Genomic DNA, 23219 nt, shown 5'->3' on the forward strand with positions numbered 1-23219 from the left:
ATGGCGGCGCTTCCTTGCCGGCTTCCCAGAACATGATTGCAAGCCGAATTCAGGCAGGAAAACACATGATGGACGCCTTCGAACTCCCCACCACCCTGGTCCAGGCCCTGCGTCGCCGCGCCGTCCAGGAGCCCGAGCGCCTGGCGCTGCGCTTCCTCGCCGAGGACGATGGCGAAGGCGTGGTCCTCAGCTACCGCGATCTCGACCTGCGCGCGCGGAGCATCGCCGCGGCCCTGCAGGCCCATGCGCAGCTGGGCGAGCGCGCGGTGCTGCTGTTTCCCAGCGGCCCCGACTACGTCGCGGCGTTCTTCGGCTGCCTGTATGCCGGGGTCATCGCGGTGCCGGCCTATCCGCCGGAATCGGCGCGCCGCCATCACCAGGAGCGCCTGTTGTCGATCATCGCCGACGCCGAGCCGCGCCTGGTCCTCACCAGCGCCGACCTGCGCGAGCCGCTGCTGCAGATGAACGCGCAACTGTCCGCCGCCAATGCGCCGCAGCTGCTCTGCGTGGACCAGCTGGACCCGGCTGGCGCCGAGGCCTGGCAGGAGCCGGCGCTGCGCCCCGAGCACATCGCCTTCCTGCAGTACACCTCAGGTTCCACCGCGTTGCCCAAGGGCGTCCAGGTCAGCCATGGCAACCTGGTCGCCAACGAGGTGCTGATCCGCCGCGGCTTCGGCATCGGTGCCGACGACGTGATCGTCAGCTGGCTGCCGCTGTACCACGACATGGGCCTGATCGGCGGCTTGCTGCAACCGATCTTCAGCGGCGTACCCTGCGTGCTGATGTCGCCGCGCTACTTCCTCGAACGCCCGGTGCGCTGGCTGGAAGCCATCAGCCAGTATGGCGGCACCGTCAGTGGCGGCCCGGACTTCGCCTTCCGCCTGTGCAGCGAGCGGGTCGCCGAGTCGGCCTTGCAGCGTCTCGACCTGAGCGGCTGGCGGGTAGCCTTCTCCGGCTCCGAGCCGATCCGCCAGGACAGCCTGGAACGCTTCGCCGGGAAGTTCGCCGCCAGTCGCTTCGACGCGTCCAGTTTCTTCGCCTGCTACGGCCTGGCCGAGGCGACCCTGTTCGTTACCGGCGGCCAGCGCGGCCAGGGCATTCCCGCCCTGGCGGTGGATGGCGAGGCGCTGGCGCGCAACCGCATCGCCGAAGGCGAAGGCAGCGTGCTGATGTGCTGCGGCCGTAGCCAGCCGGAACACGCCGTGCGGATCGTCGACGCGGCGAGCGGCGAGGTCCTCGGCGACGACAGCGTCGGCGAGATCTGGGCCGCCGGGCCGAGCATCGCCCACGGCTACTGGCGCAACCCGGAAGCCTCGGCGAAGACCTTCGTCGAGCGCGACGGGCGCACCTGGCTGCGCACCGGCGACCTGGGCTTCCTCCGCGACGGCGAACTGTTCGTCACCGGGCGCCTGAAGGACATGCTCATCGTCCGGGGCCACAACCTCTACCCGCAGGACATCGAGCGCACCGTCGAGAGCGAGGTGCCGTCGGCGCGCAAGGGGCGGGTCGCGGCGTTCGCGGTCAAGGTCGACGGCGAGGAAGGCATCGGCATCGCCGTCGAGATCGGCCGTGGCATCCAGAAGTCGGTGCCGGCCCGCGAACTGATCGACTCGATCCGCCAGGCGGTGGCCGAGGTCTGCCAGGAAGCGCCGAAGGTGGTGGCGCTGCTCAATCCCGGCGCCTTGCCGAAAACCTCCAGCGGCAAGTTGCAACGTTCCGCCTGCCGCCTGCGCCTGGAGGACGGCAGCCTGGACAGCTACGCGCAGTTTCCCGGCCTCGAGGCGAACGAGGAACACGGCGCGACGCCGGACGACGATGAGTTGCTGGCGTGTATCGGGGAAATCTGGAAGGCCCAGCTGGGCGTGGCGCAGGTAGCGCCGCGCGACCATTTCTTCCTGCTCGGCGGCAACTCCATCGGCGCCGCCCAGGTAGTCGCCCAGGTGCGTGACAGCCTCGGCGTCGCCCTCAACCTGCGCCAGTTGTTCGAAGCGCCGACCCTGCAGGGTTTCAGCGCCGTGGTGGCACGCCAACTGGCCGAGGGCGCGGCAGAGGAGGCGCCGATCGCGCACCTGCCACGTGGCATCGACCTGCCGCAGTCGGCGGCGCAGCAGCGTCTCTGGCTGACCTGGCAGATCGATCCGCGGGGCGCCGCCTACAACATCCCCGGCGGCCTGCGCCTGCGCGGCGAGCTGGACGAAGCGGCGCTGCGCGCCAGCTTCCAGCGCCTGGTCGAACGCCACGAAGCGTTGCGCACGCGTTTCCTCGAGCGCGACGGCGTGGCCTTGCAGCGTATCGATGAGCGGGGCGAGTTCGCCTGGCAGTTCATCGACCTCGCTAGGCTGGCCGAGCACGAACGCGCCGCGGCTGCCGCGCAACGCCGCGAAGCCGAGGCGCAGCAGCCGTTCGACCTGGAAAAGGGGCCGCTGCTGCGGGTCAGCCTGGTGCGCCTGGACGAACAGGAGCACCAACTCTGGGTCACCCTGCATCACATCGTAGCCGATGGTTGGTCGCTGAACCTGCTGCTCGACGAATTCTCGCGGCTCTACGCCGAAGCCTGCGGCGGCCAGCCGGCCGACCTGGCGCCGCTGGAACTGCACTACGCCGAATTCGCCGCCTGGCAACGGCAGTGGCTGGACGCGGGCGAGGGCGCCCGCCAACTGGCCTACTGGCGGGAACGCCTGGGCGACGCGGCGCCGGTGCTGGAACTGGCCACCGACCATCCGCGCACGGCGCGCCAGGCGTCGCCCGCCGCGCGCTACAGCCTGCGGGTCGACGAAGCCCTGGCGCGGGCCATCCGCGAGGCCGCGCTGGACCATGAGGCGAGTGTCTTCATGTGGCTGCTGGCGGCGTTCCAGGCGCTGCTGCATCGCCACAGCGGGCAGGGCGAGATCCGCATCGGCGTGCCCAGCGCCAACCGCCAGCGCCTGGAGACCCAGGGGCTGGTCGGCTTCTTCATCAACACCCTGGTCCTGCGTGGCAGGCCCCGGGCGCGCCAGCCGTTCGCCGCGTTGCTCGGCGAGGCTCGCGAGGCGACCCTTGGCGCCCAGGCCAACCAGGACCTGCCGTTCGACCAGGTGCTCGCGGCCTGCGGCCAGGGCGGCCAGTTGTTCCAGGTGCTGTTCAACCACCAGCAGCGCGACCTGTCGGCGTTGCGCCGGCTGCCCGGCCTGCTCGCCGACGAGCTGCCCTGGCACAGCCGCGAAGCCAAGTTCGACCTGCAACTGCAGAGCGAGGAGGACGCTCGCGGTCGCCTGACCCTGAATTTCGACTACGCCGCGGACCTCTTCGACGAGGCCAGCATCCGGCGTTTCGCCGCGCAATACCTGGAGCTGCTGCGCCAGGTCGCGGAAGACCCGCAGCGCTGCCTCGGCGATATCGCCCTGGTCGACGCCGAGCAGGCGGCGCGCCTCGCCGAATGGGGCAGCGCGCCCTGCGCGCCGGCGCGCGCCTGGCTGCCGGTTCTGCTGGAGCGGCAACTGGCGCAGTCCGCCGAACGCGTCGCCCTGGAGTGGGACGGCGGCAGCCTCGGCTACGCCGAGTTGCACGCCCGGGCCAACCGTCTGGCCCACTACCTGCGCGACAAGGGCGTCGGCCCGGACGTGCGGGTGGCGATCTGCGCCGAGCGTTCGCCGCAGCTGCTGGTCGGTCTGCTGGCGATCGTCAAGGCGGGCGGCGCCTACGTGCCGCTGGACCCGGACTACCCCAGCGAACGCCTGGCCTACATGCTCGCCGACAGCGGCGTCGAGCTGCTCCTGACCCAGGCCCATCTGTTCGAGCGCCTGCCTGGCGCGGAGGGCGTCACGCCGATCTGCCTGGACAGCCTCAAGCTCGACAGCTGGCCGAGCCAGGCGCCGGGCCTGCACCTGCACGGCGACAATCTCGCCTACGTGATCTACACCTCCGGTTCCACCGGCCAGCCGAAGGGTGTGGGCAATACCCACGCGGCGCTGGCCGAGCGCCTGCAATGGATGCAGGCGACCTACGCCCTCGACGGCGACGACGTACTGATGCAGAAGGCGCCGGTGAGCTTCGACGTGTCGGTGTGGGAGTGCTTCTGGCCGCTGCTCACCGGTTGCCGGCTGGTCCTCGCCGCCCCCGGCGAGCACCGCGATCCGGCGCGCCTGGTGGAACTGGTGCGGCAGTTCGGGGTGACCACGCTGCACTTCGTGCCGCCGCTGCTGCAACTGTTCATCGACGAACCCGGCGTCGCCGCCTGTGGCAGCCTGCGCCGCCTGTTCTCCGGCGGCGAGGCGCTGCCGGCGGAGCTGCGCAACCGCGTGTTGCAACGCCTGCCGGCGGTGGCCCTGCATAACCGCTACGGGCCGACCGAGACCGCCATCAACGTCACCCACTGGCAGTGCCGCGCGGAGGACGGCGAGCGTTCGCCGATCGGCCGGCCGCTGGGCAACGTGGTCTGCCGCGTACTGGACGCCGAGTTCAATCTGCTGCCGGCCGGCGTCGCCGGCGAGCTGTGCATCGGCGGCCAGGGCCTGGCTCGTGGCTACCTGGGACGTCCGGCGCTGAGCGCCGAACGCTTCGTCGCCGACCCGTTCTCGGCCGACGGCGAGCGCCTGTACCGCACCGGCGACCGCGCGCGCTGGAACGCCGACGGCGTGCTGGAATACCTCGGTCGCCTCGACCAGCAGGTCAAGCTGCGTGGCTTCCGTATCGAGCCGGAGGAGATCCAGGCACGCCTGCTGGCGCAGCCGGGCGTGGCCCAGGCGGTGGTGGTGATCCGCGAAGGCGTGGCCGGCAGCCAGTTGGTCGGCTACTACACCGGCGCTGCCGGCGCCGAGGCGGAAGCCGAGCAGAACCAGCGCCTGCGCGCCGCGCTACAGGCCGAACTGCCGGAATACATGGTCCCGGCGCAGTTGATGCGCCTGGCGCAGATGCCCCTCGGTCCGAGCGGCAAGCTGGATACCCGGGCGCTGCCGGAGCCGGTCTGGCAGCAGCGCGAGCACGTCGAGCCGCAGACCGAGCTGCAACGGCGCATCGCCGCGATCTGGAGCGAAGTGCTCGGCCTGCCGCGGGTCGGCCTGCGCGACGATTTCTTCGAGCTCGGCGGGCATTCCCTGCTGGCCACCCGCATCGTCTCGCGCACCCGCCAGGCCTGCGACGTCGACCTGCCGTTGCGCGCGCTGTTCGAGGCCAGCGAACTGGAGGTCTTCTGCGAACAGGTCCGCGCAGCCCAGGCCGCCGGACGCACCGATAGCCACGGCGCGATCCGCCGCATCGACCGCGAGCAGCCGGTGCCGCTGTCCTACTCGCAGCAGCGCATGTGGTTCCTCTGGCAACTGGAGCCGGACAGCCCGGCCTACAACGTCGGCGGCCTGGCGCGCCTGAGCGGGCCGCTGGACGTGGCGCGCTTCGAGGCCGCGCTACAGGCCCTGGTGCAGCGCCACGAGACCCTGCGCACCACGTTCCCCAGCGTCGACGGCGTGCCGGTACAGCGCGTGCACGGCGATGGCGGCCTGCACATGGACTGGCAGGACTTCTCCGCGCTCGACCGCGACAGCCGCCAGCAGCACTTGCAGACCCTCGCCGACAGCGAGGCGCACCGGCCCTTCGACCTCGAGAGCGGACCGTTGCTGCGGGTCTGCCTGGTGAAGATGGCCGAGCGCGAGCACTACCTGGTGGTGACCCTCCACCACATCGTCACCGAAGGCTGGGCGATGGACATCTTCGCCCGCGAGCTGGGCGCGCTCTACGAGGCCTTCCTCGACGATCGCGAATCGCCGCTGGAGCCGTTGCCGGTCCAGTACCTGGACTACAGCGTGTGGCAGCGCGAGTGGCTGGATAGCGGCGAGCGCCAGCGCCAGCTCGACTACTGGAAGGCCCAGCTGGGCAACGAGCATCCGCTGCTCGAACTGCCGGGCGACCGGCCACGCCCGCCGGTGCAGAGCCACCGGGGCGACCTCTACCGCTTCGACCTGAGCCCCGAGCTGGCCGAGCGCGTGCGGCGCTTCAACGCTGCCCGCGGGCTGACCATGTTCATGACCATGACCGCCACCCTTGCGGCCTTGCTCTACCGCTACAGCGGCCAGCAGGACCTGCGCATCGGCGCGCCGGTGGCGAACCGCATCCGCCCGGAGAGCGAAGGGCTGATCGGCGCCTTCCTCAATACCCAGGTGCTGCGCTGCCGGCTCGACGGGCAGATGAGCGTCGGCGAGCTGCTGGAGCAGGTGCGGCAGACCGTGATCGATGGCCAGTCGCACCAGGACCTGCCGTTCGACCACCTGGTGGAAGCCCTGCAACCGCCGCGCAGCGCCGCCTACAACCCGTTGTTCCAGGTGATGTGCAACGTCCAGCGCTGGGAGTTCCAGCAGACCCGGCAACTGGCCGGGATGACCGTCGAGTACATCGCCAACGATGCGCGGGCGACCAAGTTCGACCTCAACCTGGAGGTCACCGATCTCGACCAGCGCCTCGGCTGCTGCCTGACCTACAGCCGCGACCTGTTCGACGAACCGCGCATTGCACGGATGGCCGGGCACTGGCAGAACCTGCTGGAGGCGCTGCTGGGCGACCCGCAGCGGCGTATTGCCGAATTGCCGCTGTTCGCCGCCGAGGAGCGGGAGCAACTGCTGCTCGCCGGCACGGCTGGCGAGGCAGGGCTCCAGGACACCCTCCATGGCCTGTTCGCCGCCCGCGTGGCGGCCAGCCCCCAGGCCCCGGCGCTGACCTTCGCCGGACAGACCCTGAGCTATGCCGAACTCGATGCCCGCTCCAATCGCCTGGCGCGGGTCCTGCGCCGTCATGGCGTCGGCCCGGAAGTGCGGGTCGGCCTGGCCCTGGAGCGTTCGCTGGAGATGGTCGTCGGCCTGCTGGCGATCCTCAAGGCCGGCGGCGCCTACGTGCCGCTGGACCCGGAGTATCCGCTGGAGCGCCTGCAATACATGATCGAGGACAGCGGCGTACGCCTGCTGCTCAGCCACGCGGCGCTGTTCGAGGCCCTCGGCGAGCTGCCGGCGGGCGTGGCGCGCTGGTGCCTCGAGGAGGACGCCGCGGCGCTGGACGCCGAGGACCCCGCGCCGCTGGCAGCGCTGAGCGGTCCGCAGCACCAGGCCTACCTGATCTATACCTCCGGTTCCACCGGCAAGCCGAAGGGCGTGGCGGTCTCCCACGGCGAGATCGCCATGCACTGCGCCGCGGTGATCGAGCGCTTCGGCATGCGCGCCGACGATTGTGAACTGCACTTCTATTCGATCAACTTCGACGCCGCCAGCGAGCGCCTGCTGGCCCCGTTGCTGTGCGGCGCCCGTGTGGTGCTGCGGGCCCAGGGCCAGTGGGGCGCGGAGGAAATCTGCGAGCTGATCCGCGCGGAGGGCGTGAGCATCCTCGGCTTCACTCCGAGCTACGGCAGCCAGCTCGCCCAGTGGCTGGAGGGCCAGGGCCGGCAGTTGCCGGTGCGCATGTGCATCACCGGCGGCGAAGCGCTGACCGCCGAGCACCTGCAACGGATTCGCCAGGCCTTCGCCCCGGCGTCGTTCTTCAATGCCTACGGACCGACCGAGACGGTGGTCATGCCGCTGGCCTGCCTGGCTCCCGAATGTCTGGAAGAGGGCGCCGCCAGCGTGCCGATCGGCAGCGTGGTCGGCGCGCGGGTCGCCTACATCCTGGATGCCGACCTGGCCCTGGTGCCGCAGGGCGCGACCGGCGAGCTCTACGTCGGCGGCGCCGGCCTGGCCCGCGGCTACCATGAGCGTCCAGCGCTCAGCGCCGAGCGCTTCGTGCCCGATCCCTTCGCTGCCGAGGGCGGCCGGCTGTACCGCACCGGCGACTTGGTGCGCCTGTGCGACAACGGCCTGGTGGAATATGTCGGACGCATCGACCATCAGGTGAAGATCCGTGGCTTCCGCATCGAACTGGGCGAGATCGAGGCGCGCCTGCTGGAGCATCCGCAGGTTCGCGAAGCGCTGGTCCTGGCGCTCGACAGCCCGAGCGGCAAGCAGTTGGCCGGTTATGTCGCCAGCGCGGTGGCCGCGCAGGACGAGGACGCCCAGGCGGCGCTGCGCGAGGCGCTGAAAACGCACCTCAAGCAGCAATTGCCGGACTACATGGTGCCGGCCCACCTGCTGCTGCTCGCCAGCCTGCCGCTGACCGCCAACGGCAAGCTCGACCGCCGTGCGCTGCCGGCGCCCGATCCGGCGCTCAACCGGCAGGCCTACGAGGCCCCGCGCAGCGTGCTGGAACAGCAGCTGGCCGGGGTCTGGCGCGAGGTGCTGAACGTCGAGCGGGTGGGCCTCGGCGACAACTTCTTCGAACTGGGCGGCGACTCGATCCTGTCGATCCAGGTGGTCAGCCGCGCCCGCCAGCTCGGCATCCACTTCAGCCCCCGCGACCTGTTCCAGCACCAGACCGTGCAGAGCCTCGCCGCGGTGGCCCGGCACAGCCAGGCCAGCCAGGCCGAGCAGGGGCCGGTGCAGGGCGACAGCGCGCTGACGCCGATCCAGCACTGGTTCTTCGACCTGCCGCTGGTGCGCCGCGAGCACTGGAACCAGTCGCTGCTGTTGCAGCCGCGGCAGGCCATTGACCTCGGTCTGCTGCGCAAGTCGCTGCAACGCCTGGTCGAGCAGCATGACGCCCTGCGCCTGGCGTTCCGCCAGGTCGACGGCGAGTGGCTGGCGCAGCATCGTCCGCTGCGCGAACAGGAACTGCTCTGGCACGTCCCGGTGCAATCCTTCGACGAATGCGCCGAGCTGTTCGCCAAGGCCCAGCGCAGCCTCGACCTCGAACAGGGTCCGCTGCTGCGCGCAGTGCTGGTGGACGGCCCGGCCGGCGAGCAACGCCTGCTGCTGGCGATCCACCACCTGGCAGTGGACGGGGTGTCCTGGCGGGTGTTGCTGGAAGACCTGCAACAGGTCTACCGCCAGCTTGCCGCCGGCGCCGAACCATCGCTGCCGGCCAAGACCAGCGCCTTCCGCGACTGGGCCGGACGCCTTCAGGCCTACGCCGGCAGCGAATCGCTGCGCGAGGAGCTGGGCTGGTGGCAAGCCCGGCTGGGCGGGCAGCCGGCCGAGTGGCCGTGCGACCGTCCGCAGGGCGACAACCGCGAGGCGCTGGCGGAAAGCCTCAGCCTGCGGCTCGACCCGCAACGTACCCGGCAATTGCTGCAACAGGCGCCGGCGGCCTACCGCACCCAGGTCAACGACCTGCTGCTGACCGCCCTCGCTCGCGTGCTCTGCCGCTGGAGCGGGCAGCCATCGGCGCTGGTGCAGTTGGAAGGGCATGGCCGCGAGGCACTGTTCGACGATATCGACCTGACCCGTAGCGTCGGCTGGTTCACCAGCGCCTACCCGTTGCGCCTGACCCCGGCGCAGAGCCCGGGCGAGTCGATCAAGGCGATCAAGGAACAGCTCCGCGCGGTGCCGCACAAGGGCCTCGGCTACGGCGTGCTGCGCTACCTCGCCGATCCGGCGGTGCGCCAGGCGATGGCCGCGCTGCCGACGGCGCCGATCACCTTCAACTACCTCGGGCAGTTCGACCAGAGCTTCACCGACGCCCTGTTCCAGCCGCTGGACCAGCCCACCGGGCCGATCCACGACGAGCAGGCGCCGTTGCCCAACGAGCTGAGCGTCGATGGCCAGGTCTACGGCGGCGAGCTGGTGCTGCGCTGGACCTACAGCCGCGAGCGCTACGACGCGCGGACGGTGAACGAGCTGGCGCAGGCCTATCTCGCCGAACTGCAGGCGCTGATCGAGCATTGCCTGGAAGACGGCGCCGGCGGCCTGACCCCGTCCGACTTCCCGCTGGCGCAACTGAGCCAGGCGCAACTGGACGCCCTGGCGGTGCCGGCCGGCGAGATCGAGGACGTCTACCCGCTGACCCCGATGCAGGAAGGGCTGCTGTTGCACACCCTGCTGGAACCGGGCACCGGCATCTACTACATGCAGGATCGCTACCGGATCGACAGCCCGCTCGATCCCGAGCGCTTCGCCGCCGCCTGGCAGGCGGTGGTGGCCCGCCACGAGGCGCTGCGCGCGTCGTTCGTCTGGAATGCCGGCGAAACCATGCTGCAGGTGATCCACAAGCCCGGCCGCACTCGCATCGAGTTCCTCGACTGGGGCGAGCTGCCGGAGGACGGTCACGAGGAACGCCTGCAAGCGCTGCACAAGCGCGAGCGCGAGGCCGGCTTCGATCTGCTCGAACAGCCGCCGTTCCACCTGCGCCTGATCCGCCTGGGCGAGGCGCGCTACTGGTTCATGATGAGCAACCACCACATCCTCATCGATGCCTGGTGCCGTGGTCTGCTGATGAACGACTTCTTCGAGATCTACGGCGCCCTCGGCGAAGGCCGCACGGCGAACCTGCCGACGCCACCGCGCTACCGTGACTACATCGCCTGGCTGCAACGCCAGGACCTGGAGCAATCGCGCCGCTGGTGGAGCGAGAGCCTGCGCGGCTTCGAACGGCCGACCCTGGTGCCCAGCGACCGACCGTTCCTCCGCGAGCACGCCGGCGAGAGCGGCGGGATGATCGTCGGTGACCGCTACACGCGTCTGGACGCCGCCGACGGCGCGCGCCTGCGCGAACTGGCGCAGCGCTACCAGCTCACCGTCAACACCTTCGCCCAGGCCGCCTGGGCGCTGACCCTGCGCCGCTTCAGCGGCGAGCGCGACGTGCTCTTCGGCGTCACCGTGGCCGGGCGTCCGGTGGGCATGCCGGAAATGCAGCGCACCGTCGGCCTGTTCATCAACAGCATCCCATTGCGCGTGCGGATGCCGGCCGCCGGCCAGCGCTGCACGGTGCGCGAATGGCTGAACCGGCTGTTCGAGCGCAACCTGGAGTTGCGCGAGCACGAGCACCTGCCCCTGGTGGTCATCCAGGAAAGCAGCGAGCTGCCCAAGGGCCAGCCGCTGTTCGACAGCCTGTTCGTGTTCGAGAACGCCCCGGTGGAAGTCTCGGTGCTGGACCGCGCGCAGAGCCTGAACGCCAGTTCCGACTCCGGGCGTACCCACACCAACTTCCCGCTGACCGTGGTCTGCTATCCGGGCGATGACCTCGGCCTGCACCTGTCCTACGACCAGCGCTACTTCGAGGCGCCGACCATCGAGCGTCTGCTCGGCGAGTTCAAGCGCCTGCTGCTGGCCCTGGTCGACGGATTCCACGGCGAACTGGAGGCCTTGCCGCTGCTCGGCGAGGACGAGCGCGTCTTCCTCCTCGACGGCTGCAACCGCAGCGCCCGCGACTACCCGCTGGAGCAAGGCTACGTGCGGCTGTTCGAGGCGCAGGTGGCGGCCCATCCGCAGCGCATCGCCGCCAGTTGCCTGGAGCAGCGCTGGAGCTATGCCGAGCTGAACCGCCGGGCCAATCGCCTCGGCCACGCCCTGCGTGCCGCCGGCGTCGGCATCGACCAGCCGGTGGCACTGCTGGCCGAGCGCGGCCTCGACCTGCTCGGCATGATCGTCGGCAGCTTCAAGGCCGGTGCCGGCTACCTGCCGCTCGACCCCGGCCATCCGACCCAGCGCCTGACCCGGATCGTCGAGCTGAGCCGCACGCCGGTACTGGTCTGCACCCAGGCCTGCCGCGAGCAGGCGCTGGCGCTGTTCGACGAACTCGGCTGCGCCGCCCGGCCGCGCCTGCTGGTGTGGGACGAGATCCAGCAGGGCGCGGGCGCCGAGCACGATCCGCAGGTCTACAGCGGGCCGCAGAACCTCGCCTACGTGATCTACACCTCCGGCTCCACCGGACTGCCGAAGGGCGTGATGGTGGAGCAGGCGGGCATGCTCAACAACCAGTTGAGCAAGGTCCCGTACCTGGAACTGGACGAGAACGACGTGATCGCCCAGACCGCCTCGCAGAGCTTCGACATCTCGGTCTGGCAGTTCCTCGCCGCGCCGTTGTTCGGCGCCCGCGTGGCGATCGTGCCGAACGCCATCGCCCACGATCCGCAAGGCCTGCTGGCGCACGTCGGCGAACAGGGCATCACGGTGCTGGAAAGCGTGCCGTCACTGATCCAGGGCATGCTCGCCGAGGAGCGCCAGGCCCTCGACGGCCTGCGCTGGATGTTGCCCACCGGCGAGGCGATGCCGCCGGAGCTGGCACGCCAGTGGCTCAAGCGCTACCCGCGGATCGGCCTGGTGAATGCCTACGGGCCGGCGGAGTGTTCCGACGACGTGGCGTTCTTCCGCGTCGACCTGGCCTCCACCGAGAGCACCTACCTGCCGATCGGCAGTCCCACCGACAACAACCGCCTGTACCTGCTCGGCGCCGGCGCCGACGACGCCTTCGAACTGGTGCCGCTGGGCGCGGTGGGCGAGCTGTGCGTGGCCGGCACCGGCGTCGGTCGTGGCTACGTCGGCGATCCGCTGCGCACCGCCCAGGCCTTCGTCCCGCATCCGTTCGGCGCGCCGGGCGAGCGCCTGTACCGTACCGGCGACCTGGCGCGGCGGCGCGCCGACGGGGTGCTGGAATATGTCGGGCGGATCGACCACCAGGTGAAGATCCGCGGCTTCCGCATCGAGCTGGGCGAGATCGAGGCGCGCCTGCACGAACGCGCCGACGTCCGCGAGGCGGCGGTGGCGGTGCAGGACGGGGCGAACGGCAAGTACCTGGTGGGCTACCTGGTTCCCGGCGAGACACCGCGTTCCAGCGCCGACTCGCCGGCCGGACTGATGGTGGAGCAGGGCGCCTGGTTCGAGCGGATCAAGCAGCAACTGCGCGCCGACCTGCCGGACTACATGGTGCCGCTGCACTGGCTGGTGCTGGAGCGGATGCCGCTCAACGCCAACGGCAAGCTCGACCGCAAGGCGCTGCCGGCGCTGGATATCGGCCAGATGCAGAACCAGGCCTACCAGGCCCCGCGCAACGAACTGGAGGAAACCCTGGCGCGGATCTGGGCCGAGGTGCTGAAGGTCGAGCGGGTCGGGGTGTTCGACAACTTCTTCGAACTCGGCGGGCATTCGCTGCTGGCCACGCAGATCGCCTCGCGGGTGCAGAAGGCCCTGCAACGCAACGTGCCGCTACGGGCGATGTTCGAATGCAGCACGGTGGAAGAGCTGGCCAGCTACATTGAGTCCCTGGCCCCGAGCGAGATCAGCGAGCAGAAGGCCGAGCGCCTGAACGACCTGATGTCGAAGCTGGAAATGCTCTGATCGGATCCGGCCGCCGAGCCCTTCGCGGGGGGCGATGAAAATGGCCGGAAGGGAATGTTCCATGCTCCCTTCCGGCCATTCTTCATATATGTGCGTATATATAAACGCCGATATACGGGTCGGCTTGATTCATTACAACGCGATATTCCCGACTTTCGCCGAAGCCGCGTTGTAACGCTGGTGCTGTTTACGCTTGACCGAAGAACTGCGCTTGAAACGGCGGGTCGCCGTAAAGATGTTCTTCAAGGTGATCGGGAATACCGTGATCAATCCGTTGCCCTTGTGATATTCCGGGTTCCGATCGAGGAAGAAACGCACATTCGGATTGCTGTGCGTAGCCCAGTGTGCCCGTTCGTGATCGGCCTCGGTGGTGGTCCAGCCGGTGTCGACCACCAGCGGATCGTTGCTGCTGCGCTTGAAGCTGAACTGGGCGATCAGGTGCTCGAGGAATGTCACGTGGTGGCTTTCCAGGTCGCAGTGGCAGGGCCAGACGTCATCCACGTACTTGGTCAGGAGGGATGGATCAGGGTGTCGAGGAACAGCAGGCGCTTGCCGGGGTTGAGCAACTTGTAGCGCAGCACCTGGCGGGTAAGGAAGGAAATGCTCTGGTTGCTCCCGCGGTACTCCGGGAGGATCCCGGACTCGGCGCGGATCACGCAGGCCTTGCTGTACTGGAAGACTTCCGAGTCGTGGAAATGCACGGCGCAGTAGCCGACGATTTCTGCTGGCGGTTGCGGTAGATGGCGATGCGGGTGAGGCGGGCGGTGGAGTGGATGACCTCGCGAGCGAAGGACTCACACTGGACGCCATGAAAGATCCTGGCGTGAATCGCGTAGAGTTCGCTTGCGAGGTTTTCCCTCTGTGTCTCGTCGAGTTTTCCCGGGTTGACGACTTCCCGGTAGATCCTGGCAGTCATAATCTTCTCCGAAGGAATCATCCAATATTAATTTTCGAATTTTTTTCATGCCGATGGCTTCTTGTTGTTGTGAATGACGGTGAGGCTAGGGCGGGTGTATATCCGTATTGTTAACTGGCGCCGCGACATGCCTTAAGCTGCCAGATCTGGCAGGGTATAAACTTGTATTCTGAACTTGCTTCGGCGGAGCGCGGTCGGTGGGCCTGGCTGCCAATCGCCGGGCGACTCTTCGTCATCGGATTCAGCTCATGTCCCAGAATATCTATGATTGCGATGATTTCTTCGCGGGCTACAGTCAGTTGCCGCGCTCGCGCGAAGGCCTTGTCGGTGCGCCCGAATGGCCGGCGCTGCGGGCCATGCTGCCGGAGTTGACGGGAAAGCGTGTGGTGGACCTGGGCTGTGGCTTCGGCTGGTTCTGTCGCTGGGTCCGCGAGCAGGGCGCCGCCGAGGTGCTCGGCATCGACGTTTCGCAGAACATGCTCGGCAAGGCGCGGGCCATGACCGACGATCCGGCGATCCATTACCTCCGCCAGGACCTGGAGACCCTGGAGCTTCCGGCGGCGGCGTTCGATTTCGCCTACAGCTCGCTGGCGCTGCACTACATCGAGGACCTGCGCCGTCTGCTGGGCACCCTGCATGCCGCGCTGCGACCGGGCGGCGGGCTGGTGTTTTCCATCGAGCACCCGATCTACATGGCGCCCAGCCAGCCGGGCTGGCGACAGGATGGTGAAGGCCGGCGGACCTGGCCGCTGGATGGCTACTCGATCGAAGGACCGCGCAGCACCGACTGGCTGGCCAGGGGGGTGATCAAGCATCACCGCACCCTGGGAACGCTGCTCAATCTGCTGCTCGAACTCGGTTTCCGGCTCACCCGGGTGGAGGAGTGGAGCCCTAGCGACGCGCAACTGGCCGCGCGCCCCGAACTGGCGGAGGAGCGCGAGCGGCCGATGCTGTTGCTGGTGTCCGCGCTGCGTTGAGCCGCCGCCCCGACCGCGGCATCGGAGCCGTCCTGCGCCACGGGCTCGCCCGCCGTGGTGTACCCTGCCGCGCCTGCGCTCGCGACAGATTCTAGAGCGGGCGCAACTTGCGCAGCCAGCGTCGCCAGTCGAGCGGCGTCGTCGGTCCGTCCCGGCGCTGGAGCAGGTCGGGCATCTCGCTGAAATTCACCCAGAGCTTGCCCTGCCAGTCGAGCATGTGTACCACCTGGCGCTCCCAGCGTAACTTGACGTGGCGCGGCATGTCGCTGTCGTCGGCGGCGCTGCGCAATTCCGGAACCACCTCGCCGCTGAGCCAGCGGCGCAGGTCTCCGCCATCGCCTTGCTGGTAGTAGATCAGCGCCGCGTAGGCGCCGGACTCGCTGATCAGCCACTGTGCCTCGTCCTCGCCACGCTCGGTATGCAGCGCTTCCTGGCGTGCCTGATCGTCATCCAGGCGGGTAAGCAGCTGTTCGGGGCAGGGCAGGTCGAGCAGGCGCGAGAAGTCGTCGAGGACGAACCAGGCCTGGTCGTCGATCAGCAGGGCGCGCAACAACCGCTGCTGTCGGAAGAAATAGTGCGGGGCTAGCTGGGTATGGCCGTGCATGGGAGAAATCCTTCTCTGAGCTGTCCGCTGCCTGGCTTCTGCCGGCGGCGGCAGGGAGACAGGCCGCTCGTGGGTATGAGGCCAGCAGGCTGTGGCCTGCCGGCGAGCGAGTCGCCGGCGGGAAAAAGCCTACTGACAGCGCCTGTAGGACGGCAATGGCTAAGACTTGTACGAAGAGTCTGATGGCACAAGCCCGCTGAACAGCTAGGCCGTTCTGAACCTTACGCCGGCATGGAGAAAACAGGGGATGGACGCTATGCTTGGGAACCCTTTTTTTGGTGGGTTTTTAAAGCCCTTTTAGATCAAAGGGTTAGAGGACGCTACAAAAAGAGGGTTTTTCCGGGCTTTGGCGCTGGAGCCCTTGGAGCTTGGAAGGTTGATGGGGTTTTGGTCTAGTTCACTGCCGTATAGGCAGCTAAGAAATAACTGTTTCGACAGTTCGCAATGCCAATGAAGTTCACTGCCGTATAGGCAGCTAAGAAAGTTGAAGCGCACCAGGCCCGACTCCTCACCGAGTTCACTGCCGTATAGGCAGCTAAGAAATCTCCGCCGTTACCAACGCCATGAACCACGCGGTTCACTGCCGTATAGGCAGCTAAGAAAATGCTCCTGCGCAACGAGTTGATCGACGTGCTGTTCACTGCCGTATAGGCAGCTAAGAAATGATGGCTGCAGTCACTCAACGTGCAATGTAGTGGTCAACCCATCCCGGACAGTGGGTTGAGTTTTTCTTCGGCCACCGCAGGCGGTAGCCCGTCGTTGAATTGATGCGGCCTGATCCAGTTGTAGCGGTGCATCAGGTAATGACTGATGTCCCGTTGGGCCTCCTGCGCCGTCAGGTAACCCGTTGACGGGACCCACTCCGACTTCAGACTGCGGAACAGGCGCTCCATCGGCGAGTTATCCCAGCAATTCCCCCGACGGCTCATGCTCTGCTGCATCCGATAGCGCCAGAGCCGTTGCCGAAACAGGCGGCTGGCGTACTGGCTGCCCTGGTCTGAATGGAACAGCACCTGCTGTGGCCTGCCGCGCTGTTCGTAGGCCATGCCCAGGGCCTTGATCACCAGCTCGGCATCCGGCTTGGCCGAGAACGCCCAACCGATCACCCGCCGGGTATGCAGATCCAGCACCGCGGCCAGGTAGTGCCAACGGCCTTGCGCCCAGACGTAGGTGATGTCGCCACACCACACCTGATTGGGATGCTCGGTCGCGAATTCGCGGTTCAGCCGATTCGGGATATCCGGCCGCTCAACCGTGGCCTGTTTGTAGGCGTGCGAGCCCGGTTGCTTGCTAACCAGGCCCAGCTCACGCATCAACCGACGCACTCGGAAACGGCCGATGGTCACGCCCTCTTCGCGCAGCATGCCCAGAATGCTGCGGCTGCCGGCCGAGCCCCGACTCTGGCTGAACAACTGGTTGACCTGGCTGCGTAGCGCCACGCGGCGAGCATCGACACGCCGCCGTCGAAGACGGTGGACGTAGTAGCAAGACCGCGCCACATCGAAAGCTGAACAGACCACTTCCACCGACTCCTGCTCACTCAACTGGTCTATCAGCGCGTACGATCGAGTTCGTCCGACATCAAGAGAGCGGTAGCCTTTTTTAATATCGCTTTCTCCCGCTCCAGCCGGTTGATCCGGGCTTCCAGCTCCTGGATCTTTTGCTGCTCAGGCGTCAACGCCTTGCTCTTCGGGGTCACACCCTGGCGCTCCGTCTCGAGCTGCTTCACCCAACGGCGCAAGGCCGAGTCCACCACCCCCAGCGAACGGCAGGCGTCGATATGGCTGTAGCCTTGCTCCAGCACCAAGGCGGCAGCCTCTCGTTTGAACTCGGCGGAAAACGTACGTCGTTGCTTGCTCATCAGACACCTCTCTCACGGCGAGGATTCTCGCCTAAATCGGTGTCCGGGATCAGTAGACCACTACAACTAGCCCCGAAAACCTATAACCAATTGAAGGAAAAAGAAATACAGGCTTTTCTCTGTCTGAGACCCTCTTTTTTCGATGGTTTGTAAGTTGTTGATTTTAAAGGGCGTCAGAAACCGTCCGAAAAAAGGTCGGAAGCTTCGGGCAATCGGAGGCCGTTTCGCGATGAGCGGAACGGGCGGTGAACCTCGCCGTTCGCGCGCGAATTGGGCCTCGAAGGGATCGCGTCTCAAAGCCCCCGGCCAGGCCGGGGGCGTCGCGTCTGGGACGGCGCTACTGGCGTGGGTGTGCCGCTTCGATCTCGGAGAGGGCGTCGCTGACCAGCTTCAGCAAGGCGCCGTTGATGTAGGCGAGGGTGTCGCCGGGCTCTTCGTTCTCGTCGAGCAGGCAGGTCAGGGCAAGGACGTTGATCGCCGACTTCAGGCACGCTTTCGCGCTCTCGAACAACTAGGCCGGGCGGCGCCTGGGTGTCGAGGTACAGCGTGGCGTTGCGCGGAAAGCGGTTGGCCTGCGGGGTGGGCAGCAGGGGGATGAAGCGGGGGGACGGTTCTGTTACGGAAGGGGTGGACGTATCATTCGGCTTAGCCATGAGTCAGCTCCTTGAAAAGCTGGGTTGTGGTTAGCGGGTCGCAGGTGTTCCAAGCACCTGCGGCCCGCGTCGTTTCTGGCGCTGGAACGCATCTTGGAAGATCGTCTTGCGACCCCTCCATCATCCTCCTACTGGGTTTTTCTCCAATTCCTGGGCGTCCGAGAGAGGCTGGGAAAATGTCCAGGGGAGTTGTCCGGCGTTTCCAGGGCATGTAGGGGAATAACGCCATGGGCGTTATTCACCGATACCCCGGATAAGCGGCGGATAACCGCAAGCGGTTATTCGCCCTACGAACCCGGCATCGGAGGTGGAGGCCGGGCATGCACGAAGTTGCTCACTCGCCAAGTGGTGAGGCGGCGAACCCGCCCCGTCAGGAGGCCGAGCGGAGTTGTTGCGCAGGGGGACAACAGGATGCCTGGGCGAGTCTTTCGGTTCCTTCTGGACGCTCGTGTCCGGTCGTACAGCGCTTGCAAAAGGAACTCGACCGCGAGGGCGAAGCAAGAAGTAGAGGCAGGCACAGAAAGCAGCTGGTCCACCAAGCCTGAAGCCCTCTCAGGCTTTAAGCAGCACCTACACCCTGCCGCGTAGGCAGCCAGGAAGGCGCGAACGATGTCGCTGTAGTGGACTTGGGTACTGTCCTCCCCTGGAGGGAGAGATAGTTCGCAGCGTGGGAATTTTCCGAGACACTATCGGCTTCCTTGTCCACCCGCGGTGCGCCGGCCATACCCAGTGGGCAACACCTTCGTTGCGCCCATCCAAAGGAGAGCCAAAGGATGTCGAAAACCAAGCACTGGTCCGGGCAGGCCTGCCCCAAGACCGCGGCCTATGGCCAGCATGACGACAAGGACGACAGCTACGCCGGCGCGAAGCATGACCGCCAGGTGGACAAGGGCGAGACCTTCCCGCCGTCGCTGAACAACCATCACTTCCAGGAGAAGTGACGGTCGGGCCACGGAGCCGCAGGCGGTTCCGTGGCTTCGGGTGTTTCCCGCCGAGTGCCTTTCCTTTCGACTCAGAACGCCAGCAGGTAGCGCAGGGTCAACTGGCTGCCTTCGCTGCGGTTGCGCGCGCCGCTTTCGGCGTAGAGGTTGGCGAACAACGTTTGCTTGCCGTGGCTGTACATCACCCCGGGACCGATGCCGAATACCCGCTCGCGCGAGTCGGCCTGCCTGTGCCCGTCGATGCGGTCGGCGCTGATCTGCTTCAGTTGGTAGCCGGCCAGGCCGACCCGCCAGTGTTCATCGAGCGCGTAGGAAACCGAGAAGTTGGCGTGCAGCGCCTGGCCGGGCTGGATGTCGTCGGCGGCCAGGCGCGGCGAGGGATCGTCGTTGCGGCTGATCCAGGCGTAGTGCAGGCGGCCGCTGAGTTCCAGGCGTTCGCCCAGTTCCCAGGTGAAGGCGTAGTGCGGGTTGAAGATCCAGGTGTTGCTGCCGGTGTTGATCGCGGCGTCCTTGTCATAGTCGCCGGTGGGCAGGGAGAAGACGAAGTTCAGGCGCTGCCAGTAGGGGCGGCCGAACAGCGTAGCGGGGCCCCATTGCAGCATCAGCGGACTGACGATCAGGTCACCCTGGCGGGTGCGCCGGCCGTCCGGGCCACCGTCGATATCGAGGTCCAGGCGCACCAGCGGCAGCAGCACTTCGGCGCCGTAGTGGGCGCCGAGCAGGGTGTTCTGGCTGAGGTAGGCGAAGTGCGGCAACAGCGTGGTGCTACGAACCCGTTGCCGGCCGGGAACCGAATGGCCGCCGGCATCGCTGGCGTTGTTCGCCCGAACGTATTGCAGGGGCAGTTCGAAGAGCATGCCGGGACGGCTGACGCCGTCCATGAAGCTGGTGTTGCCGAGCGCCAGCGGCGGCAGCGCGACGGCGTCGGCGCGGGCCTCCAGGCAGAGCACGGTGGAGAGGGCGACGAGGGTGGGTAGCAGGGCTGCACGCATGAGGGGATTTCTCTTTTTTCCTGGTTCCGTGGGGTCAAAGCAACCTGATCGGGTAGTCGACCACCACCCGGTACTCGTCGGAGCTGGAGTTGCCGCGGGTGTTGCCGGGGGCGGTGTAGCCTTCGCCGGGGCGATGGGTGGCCCAGCGCAGGGTCACGCTGAGGCCCTTGGCCGGGCCGGCGGGGAAGGCGTAGCGCAGCGACAGGTCGCGTTCCCAGTGCCGGGCGTTCCTGCCGTCGGGGTTGTAGAGGTAGCCATAGCCCGCGCTGTGCGGATCGACCCGGGTCAGGTCGGCCTCGCCGCGACCGTAGGCGGCGCCGAACTGCCAGTCCGGGGCGGCGAGGAAGGCCAGGCTGGCCTGGTACTGGATCTTCCACGAGCGCTCGCCGGGGCCGTTGAAGTCGGCGTACTGCATGGCATTGCTTTCGTAGAGGAAGGTCCGGTCGTTCTGCGCGATGAAGTCGAATGGCGTGTCGCCATCCACTTTCTGCAGGCTGAAGCTCAGCGACTGGCCGCCGCCGGCCAGGGTCAGGCCGGCGTTGTAGAGGTCGTTGTCGATGCGGCCGAGCTGGCTGCGGCCCTGGTCGCGGGTCTTGTAGTAGTGCAGCCAGGGCGTCAGGGTCATCCGGCCGGAGAGTCGAAATGGCTGGCTGAGGCCCAGGTAGTGCTGGTTCCAGATATCCGCCAGGCGCCCGCTGTAGAGGTTCGCGACGGCGCCGCCGGGCGCGCTGTAGTTGGCGCCGAGCCAGGCGATGTGTGGACTCTCGCGGTCGGCGGCGATACCGCCCTTGGTGCCGTTGCCGTAGCCGGTGGTGAGAGGGCTGTGTCCGCTCTGGTTGCGCAGGCGGGTGGCCTCGACGAAGCCGGCGTCGAAGTCGAGCGATTGCAAGTGGTAGTTCTTCAGGGTCACGCCGCGATAGCTCTGTGGCACCATGCGGCTGACCCCGCTGGCGATCACCGGGTTTTCCAGCAACTGGTCGCCGATCTTCACCAGGCTGTCGAAGCCACGCAGCTTGAGGGCCGCCCCGGCGGCGGAGAAGCGGTCCTGGGGGCGCCCCCGGGCGTCCAGCGGCAACACGCCGGAACCGCCGCTTCCACCGCCGCCATCCAGGCGCAGGCCGTAGAAGCCGTGTACGTCCAGGCCCACGCCGACCGGGGTGTCGGTATAGCCGGAGCGGAACGACAGCATGAACCCCTGGGCCCATTCGCGCTGGTCGCGGCGGGCGGGCGTGTCGTGGTTGTCGCGGGCGAAGTAGTAGTTGCGGATGAAGCCGTTCAGCGTCGAACCTTCGACGAAGCCCGGCGGCACTTTCATCTCGGCTTTCTGTCGCTGGTTCAGGCCGGTGCTGATGTTGTCGCGATGGCCCAGGGAGTCGTCGGCCAGAGCGGCGCCTGGAGCGGTGGAAAGAGCGAGGCAGAGCGAAACACCACACTTCATGAAGGATTCAGGCATGGATCCAGTCCGTCTTCGTTGCTGTCTGCCAAGCGTCCGCCCGGAAAGAAGGGGCATGCAGCCCCTTCTTTCTCATGGTCACTTGCGCTGCGAGTCCAGTTGCTCGTGGTTGGTGACCACGGCCTGGGCCTTGGCGTAGCTTTCGATCAGCAATTGGTAGTGCGGGAACACCGCGCTGTAGGCCTCGGCGAACTGCACGGCGTCGTCGCGGTTCCAGGTGCGCTGGATCTCCGAGCAGACCGCGGCGGTGTCCATCGGCACCACGCCGGCCTGGACCACGCGCGCCAGGGTGATTTCCTGGGCCATCTTGGAGTAGGTGCCGGAGGCGTCGATCACCGCGAACACCTGGTAGCCGTCATGCACCGCGGCGATGCTGGGGAAGGCCATGCATACGCTGGTGATGGTGCCGGCGATGATCAGTTGCTTCTTGCCGGTGGCCTTGACCGCGGCGACGAACTCGGGGTTGTCCCAGGCGTTGATCTCACCCTTGCGCGCCACGTACTGGGCGTGCGGCGCGGCTTCGTGGATTTCCGGGATCAGTGGGCCGTTGGGGCCCTGCGGCACCGAGGCGGTGGTGATCACCGGGATCTTCGCCAGGGTGGCGACCTTGGCCAGGGTGGTGGCGTTGGCGCGCAGTTCGGTCATCGGCATGTCCTTGACCGTCTGGAACAGGCCGCTCTGGTGGTCGATCAGCAGCATGGCCGCGTTGGCCGGGTCGATCTTCGGGGTCTGGCCGTTGAAGTTGGCGGGTGCGCTCATATCCATTTCCTCTTTGCAGGGTTGAAGCGTCCTTGGCTTACGGGGCAATGCCCGGCGCTTCCTGCGCCAGGCGTGTCGTGGACGATCTCAGTGGGCGCGGATGAAACGGCCGTTCTCGAAGTCCTCGATCGCTTGGTCGATTTCCGCCTGGCTGCTCATGACGAACGGGCCGTAGCCGATGATCGGCTCGTCCAGCGGCTCGCCGCTGAGCACCAGCAGCCGCACGTCGTTGTTGGCTTCCAGTTCCAGCCGCTCGTCCTCGCGGTCGAGCAGGGCGACCTGGGCCTCGCGGACGATCTCGTCGCCGACCGCCAGGGTGCCGCGCAGGACCACCACGGCGCAGGTATGGCCCCTGGGCAGGTCCAGGCCGAGGTGCTTGCCGGCATTCAGTTGGATGTCCCAGACCGCCAGCGGCGAGTGGGTCAGCGCCGGACCCTGGTGGCGCCCGTGGCGGCCGGCGATCACCCGCAGCTCGCCGGCCCTGTCGGGCAGGCCGACGCGCGGGATGTCGGCGTCGAGCAGGGTCTGGTAGCGCGGCGGGTTCATCTTGTCCCGCGAGGGCAGGTTGACCCAGAGCTGGACCATCTCCAGCGTTCCACCCGTGGTACGGAATCGTTCCGAGTGGTACTCCTCGTGGAGGATCCCCGAGGCCGCCGTCATCCATTGCACGTCGCCCGGGCCGATATGCCCGCCGGCGCCGGTGGAGTCGTGGTGCTCCACCTCGCCCTGGTAGACGATGGTCACGGTCTCGAAGCCGCGATGGGGGTGCTGGCCTACGCCACGACGATGCTGCGCGGGTGGAAAATCAGCAGGCCCGGCATAGTCCAGCAGGAGGAAGGGACTGATATGCTGGCCCAGCGTGTTGTAGGAAAAAAGTGAACGAACGGGGAATCCATCGCCCACCCAGTGGCGGTTGGCGTTACCGTAGATTCCCAGGACCTTTTTCACGTCGGTGCTCCTCGATTGAGT

General features: G+C 67.4%; 12 protein-coding genes and 1 CRISPR repeat array. Of the genes, 3 read left to right on the top strand and 9 right to left on the bottom strand.

The genetic code is table 11. The annotated features are described in order from the left end of the window. Positions 1–65 precede the first annotated feature (65 nt). Complete coding sequence (pvdL, locus tag PSPA7_RS13480) at positions 66–13094, top strand: pyoverdine non-ribosomal peptide synthetase/polyketide synthase PvdL (protein WP_012075639.1); 13029 nt, start codon at positions 66–68, stop codon at positions 13092–13094. Between the two features lie 132 nt (positions 13095–13226). On the opposite strand, the gene PSPA7_RS32435 is transcribed toward pvdL, so the two are convergent. Next, the gene (locus PSPA7_RS32435) at positions 13227–13595 is read right to left on the bottom strand and encodes a hypothetical protein (protein ID WP_171941869.1); all 369 of its coding nucleotides are present in this window, start codon (positions 13593–13595) and stop codon (positions 13227–13229) included. 8 nt (positions 13596–13603) lie between these two features. Then, a complete protein-coding gene (locus PSPA7_RS32440) occupies positions 13604–13795 on the bottom strand; it encodes a hypothetical protein (RefSeq protein ID WP_012075641.1) in 192 nt (63 codons plus the stop codon). A 463-nt stretch (positions 13796–14258) separates the two neighbouring features. On the opposite strand from PSPA7_RS32440, the gene PSPA7_RS13490 reads away from it, so the two are divergent. Beyond that, positions 14259–14987 (top strand): class I SAM-dependent methyltransferase, encoded by a 729-nt coding sequence (locus tag PSPA7_RS13490; RefSeq protein WP_041025342.1) that lies wholly within the window; start codon positions 14259–14261, stop codon positions 14985–14987. 91 nt (positions 14988–15078) lie between these two features. On the opposite strand, the gene PSPA7_RS13495 is transcribed toward PSPA7_RS13490, so the two are convergent. The 3 genes from PSPA7_RS13495 to PSPA7_RS33020 all read right to left on the bottom strand — a co-directional run bounded on the left by PSPA7_RS13495 (position 15079) and on the right by PSPA7_RS33020 (position 17963). Then, positions 15079–15591, bottom strand: coding sequence for a BRO-N domain-containing protein (locus PSPA7_RS13495; protein WP_003156532.1), 513 nt, complete (start codon positions 15589–15591; stop codon positions 15079–15081). A gap of 395 nt (positions 15592–15986) precedes the next feature. Beyond that, positions 15987–16254: direct repeats of the CRISPR family, unit length 28 nt; unit sequence GTTCACTGCCGTATAGGCAGCTAAGAAA. Between the two features lie 35 nt (positions 16255–16289). Then, positions 16290–17452, bottom strand: a protein-coding gene (locus PSPA7_RS13500) for an IS3 family transposase (RefSeq protein WP_086008390.1) whose coding sequence is annotated in 2 segments (ribosomal slippage) — positions 16290–17197 and positions 17197–17452 — 1164 coding nt in all. Because the reading frame shifts where the segments join, the coding sequence is not laid out codon by codon here. Positions 17453–17789: 337 nt separating this feature from the next. Further along, complete coding sequence (locus PSPA7_RS33020; RefSeq protein ID WP_012075645.1) at positions 17790–17963, bottom strand: hypothetical protein; 174 nt, start codon at positions 17961–17963, stop codon at positions 17790–17792. A 915-nt stretch (positions 17964–18878) separates the two neighbouring features. Here PSPA7_RS33020 and PSPA7_RS32450 point away from each other — a divergent pair. Then, the gene (locus PSPA7_RS32450; protein ID WP_012075646.1) at positions 18879–19046 is read left to right on the top strand and encodes a hypothetical protein; all 168 of its coding nucleotides are present in this window, start codon (positions 18879–18881) and stop codon (positions 19044–19046) included. 71 nt (positions 19047–19117) lie between these two features. Here the strand turns inward: PSPA7_RS32450 and PSPA7_RS13510 are convergent, their stop codons facing one another. The 4 genes from PSPA7_RS13510 to PSPA7_RS13525 all read right to left on the bottom strand — a co-directional run bounded on the left by PSPA7_RS13510 (position 19118) and on the right by PSPA7_RS13525 (position 23198). Next, positions 19118–20038, bottom strand: a complete 921-nt coding sequence (locus PSPA7_RS13510) for a SphA family protein (protein ID WP_012075647.1) — start codon at positions 20036–20038, stop codon at positions 19118–19120. Positions 20039–20072: 34 nt separating this feature from the next. After that, positions 20073–21491, bottom strand: a complete 1419-nt coding sequence (locus tag PSPA7_RS13515; protein WP_041025343.1) for an OprD family porin — start codon at positions 21489–21491, stop codon at positions 20073–20075. A 78-nt stretch (positions 21492–21569) separates the two neighbouring features. Beyond that, positions 21570–22250 carry a hydrolase gene (locus PSPA7_RS13520; protein ID WP_003089647.1) on the bottom strand — a complete coding sequence of 227 codons (681 nt, stop codon included), beginning with the start codon at positions 22248–22250 and terminating at the stop codon, positions 21570–21572. A gap of 87 nt (positions 22251–22337) precedes the next feature. After that, positions 22338–23198, bottom strand: coding sequence for a pirin family protein (locus PSPA7_RS13525; RefSeq protein ID WP_012075649.1), 861 nt, complete (start codon positions 23196–23198; stop codon positions 22338–22340). Positions 23199–23219: the final 21 nt, after the last annotated feature.

The organism is Pseudomonas paraeruginosa PA7, assembly GCF_000017205.1.
Classification (GTDB): domain Bacteria; phylum Pseudomonadota; class Gammaproteobacteria; order Pseudomonadales; family Pseudomonadaceae; genus Pseudomonas; species Pseudomonas paraeruginosa.

Coding starts and splice junctions, on each gene's coding strand:
- pvdL (WP_012075639.1), top strand. CDS start 66: ATGATGGACGCCTTCGAACTCCCCACCACCCTGGTCCAGGCCCTGCGT.
- PSPA7_RS13490 (WP_041025342.1), top strand. CDS start 14,259: ATGTCCCAGAATATCTATGATTGCGATGATTTCTTCGCGGGCTACAGT.
- PSPA7_RS13495 (WP_003156532.1), bottom strand. CDS start 15,591: ATGCACGGCCATACCCAGCTAGCCCCGCACTATTTCTTCCGACAGCAG.
- PSPA7_RS32450 (WP_012075646.1), top strand. CDS start 18,879: ATGTCGAAAACCAAGCACTGGTCCGGGCAGGCCTGCCCCAAGACCGCG.
- PSPA7_RS13510 (WP_012075647.1), bottom strand. CDS start 20,038: ATGCGTGCAGCCCTGCTACCCACCCTCGTCGCCCTCTCCACCGTGCTC.
- PSPA7_RS13515 (WP_041025343.1), bottom strand. CDS start 21,491: ATGCCTGAATCCTTCATGAAGTGTGGTGTTTCGCTCTGCCTCGCTCTT.
- PSPA7_RS13520 (WP_003089647.1), bottom strand. CDS start 22,250: ATGAGCGCACCCGCCAACTTCAACGGCCAGACCCCGAAGATCGACCCG.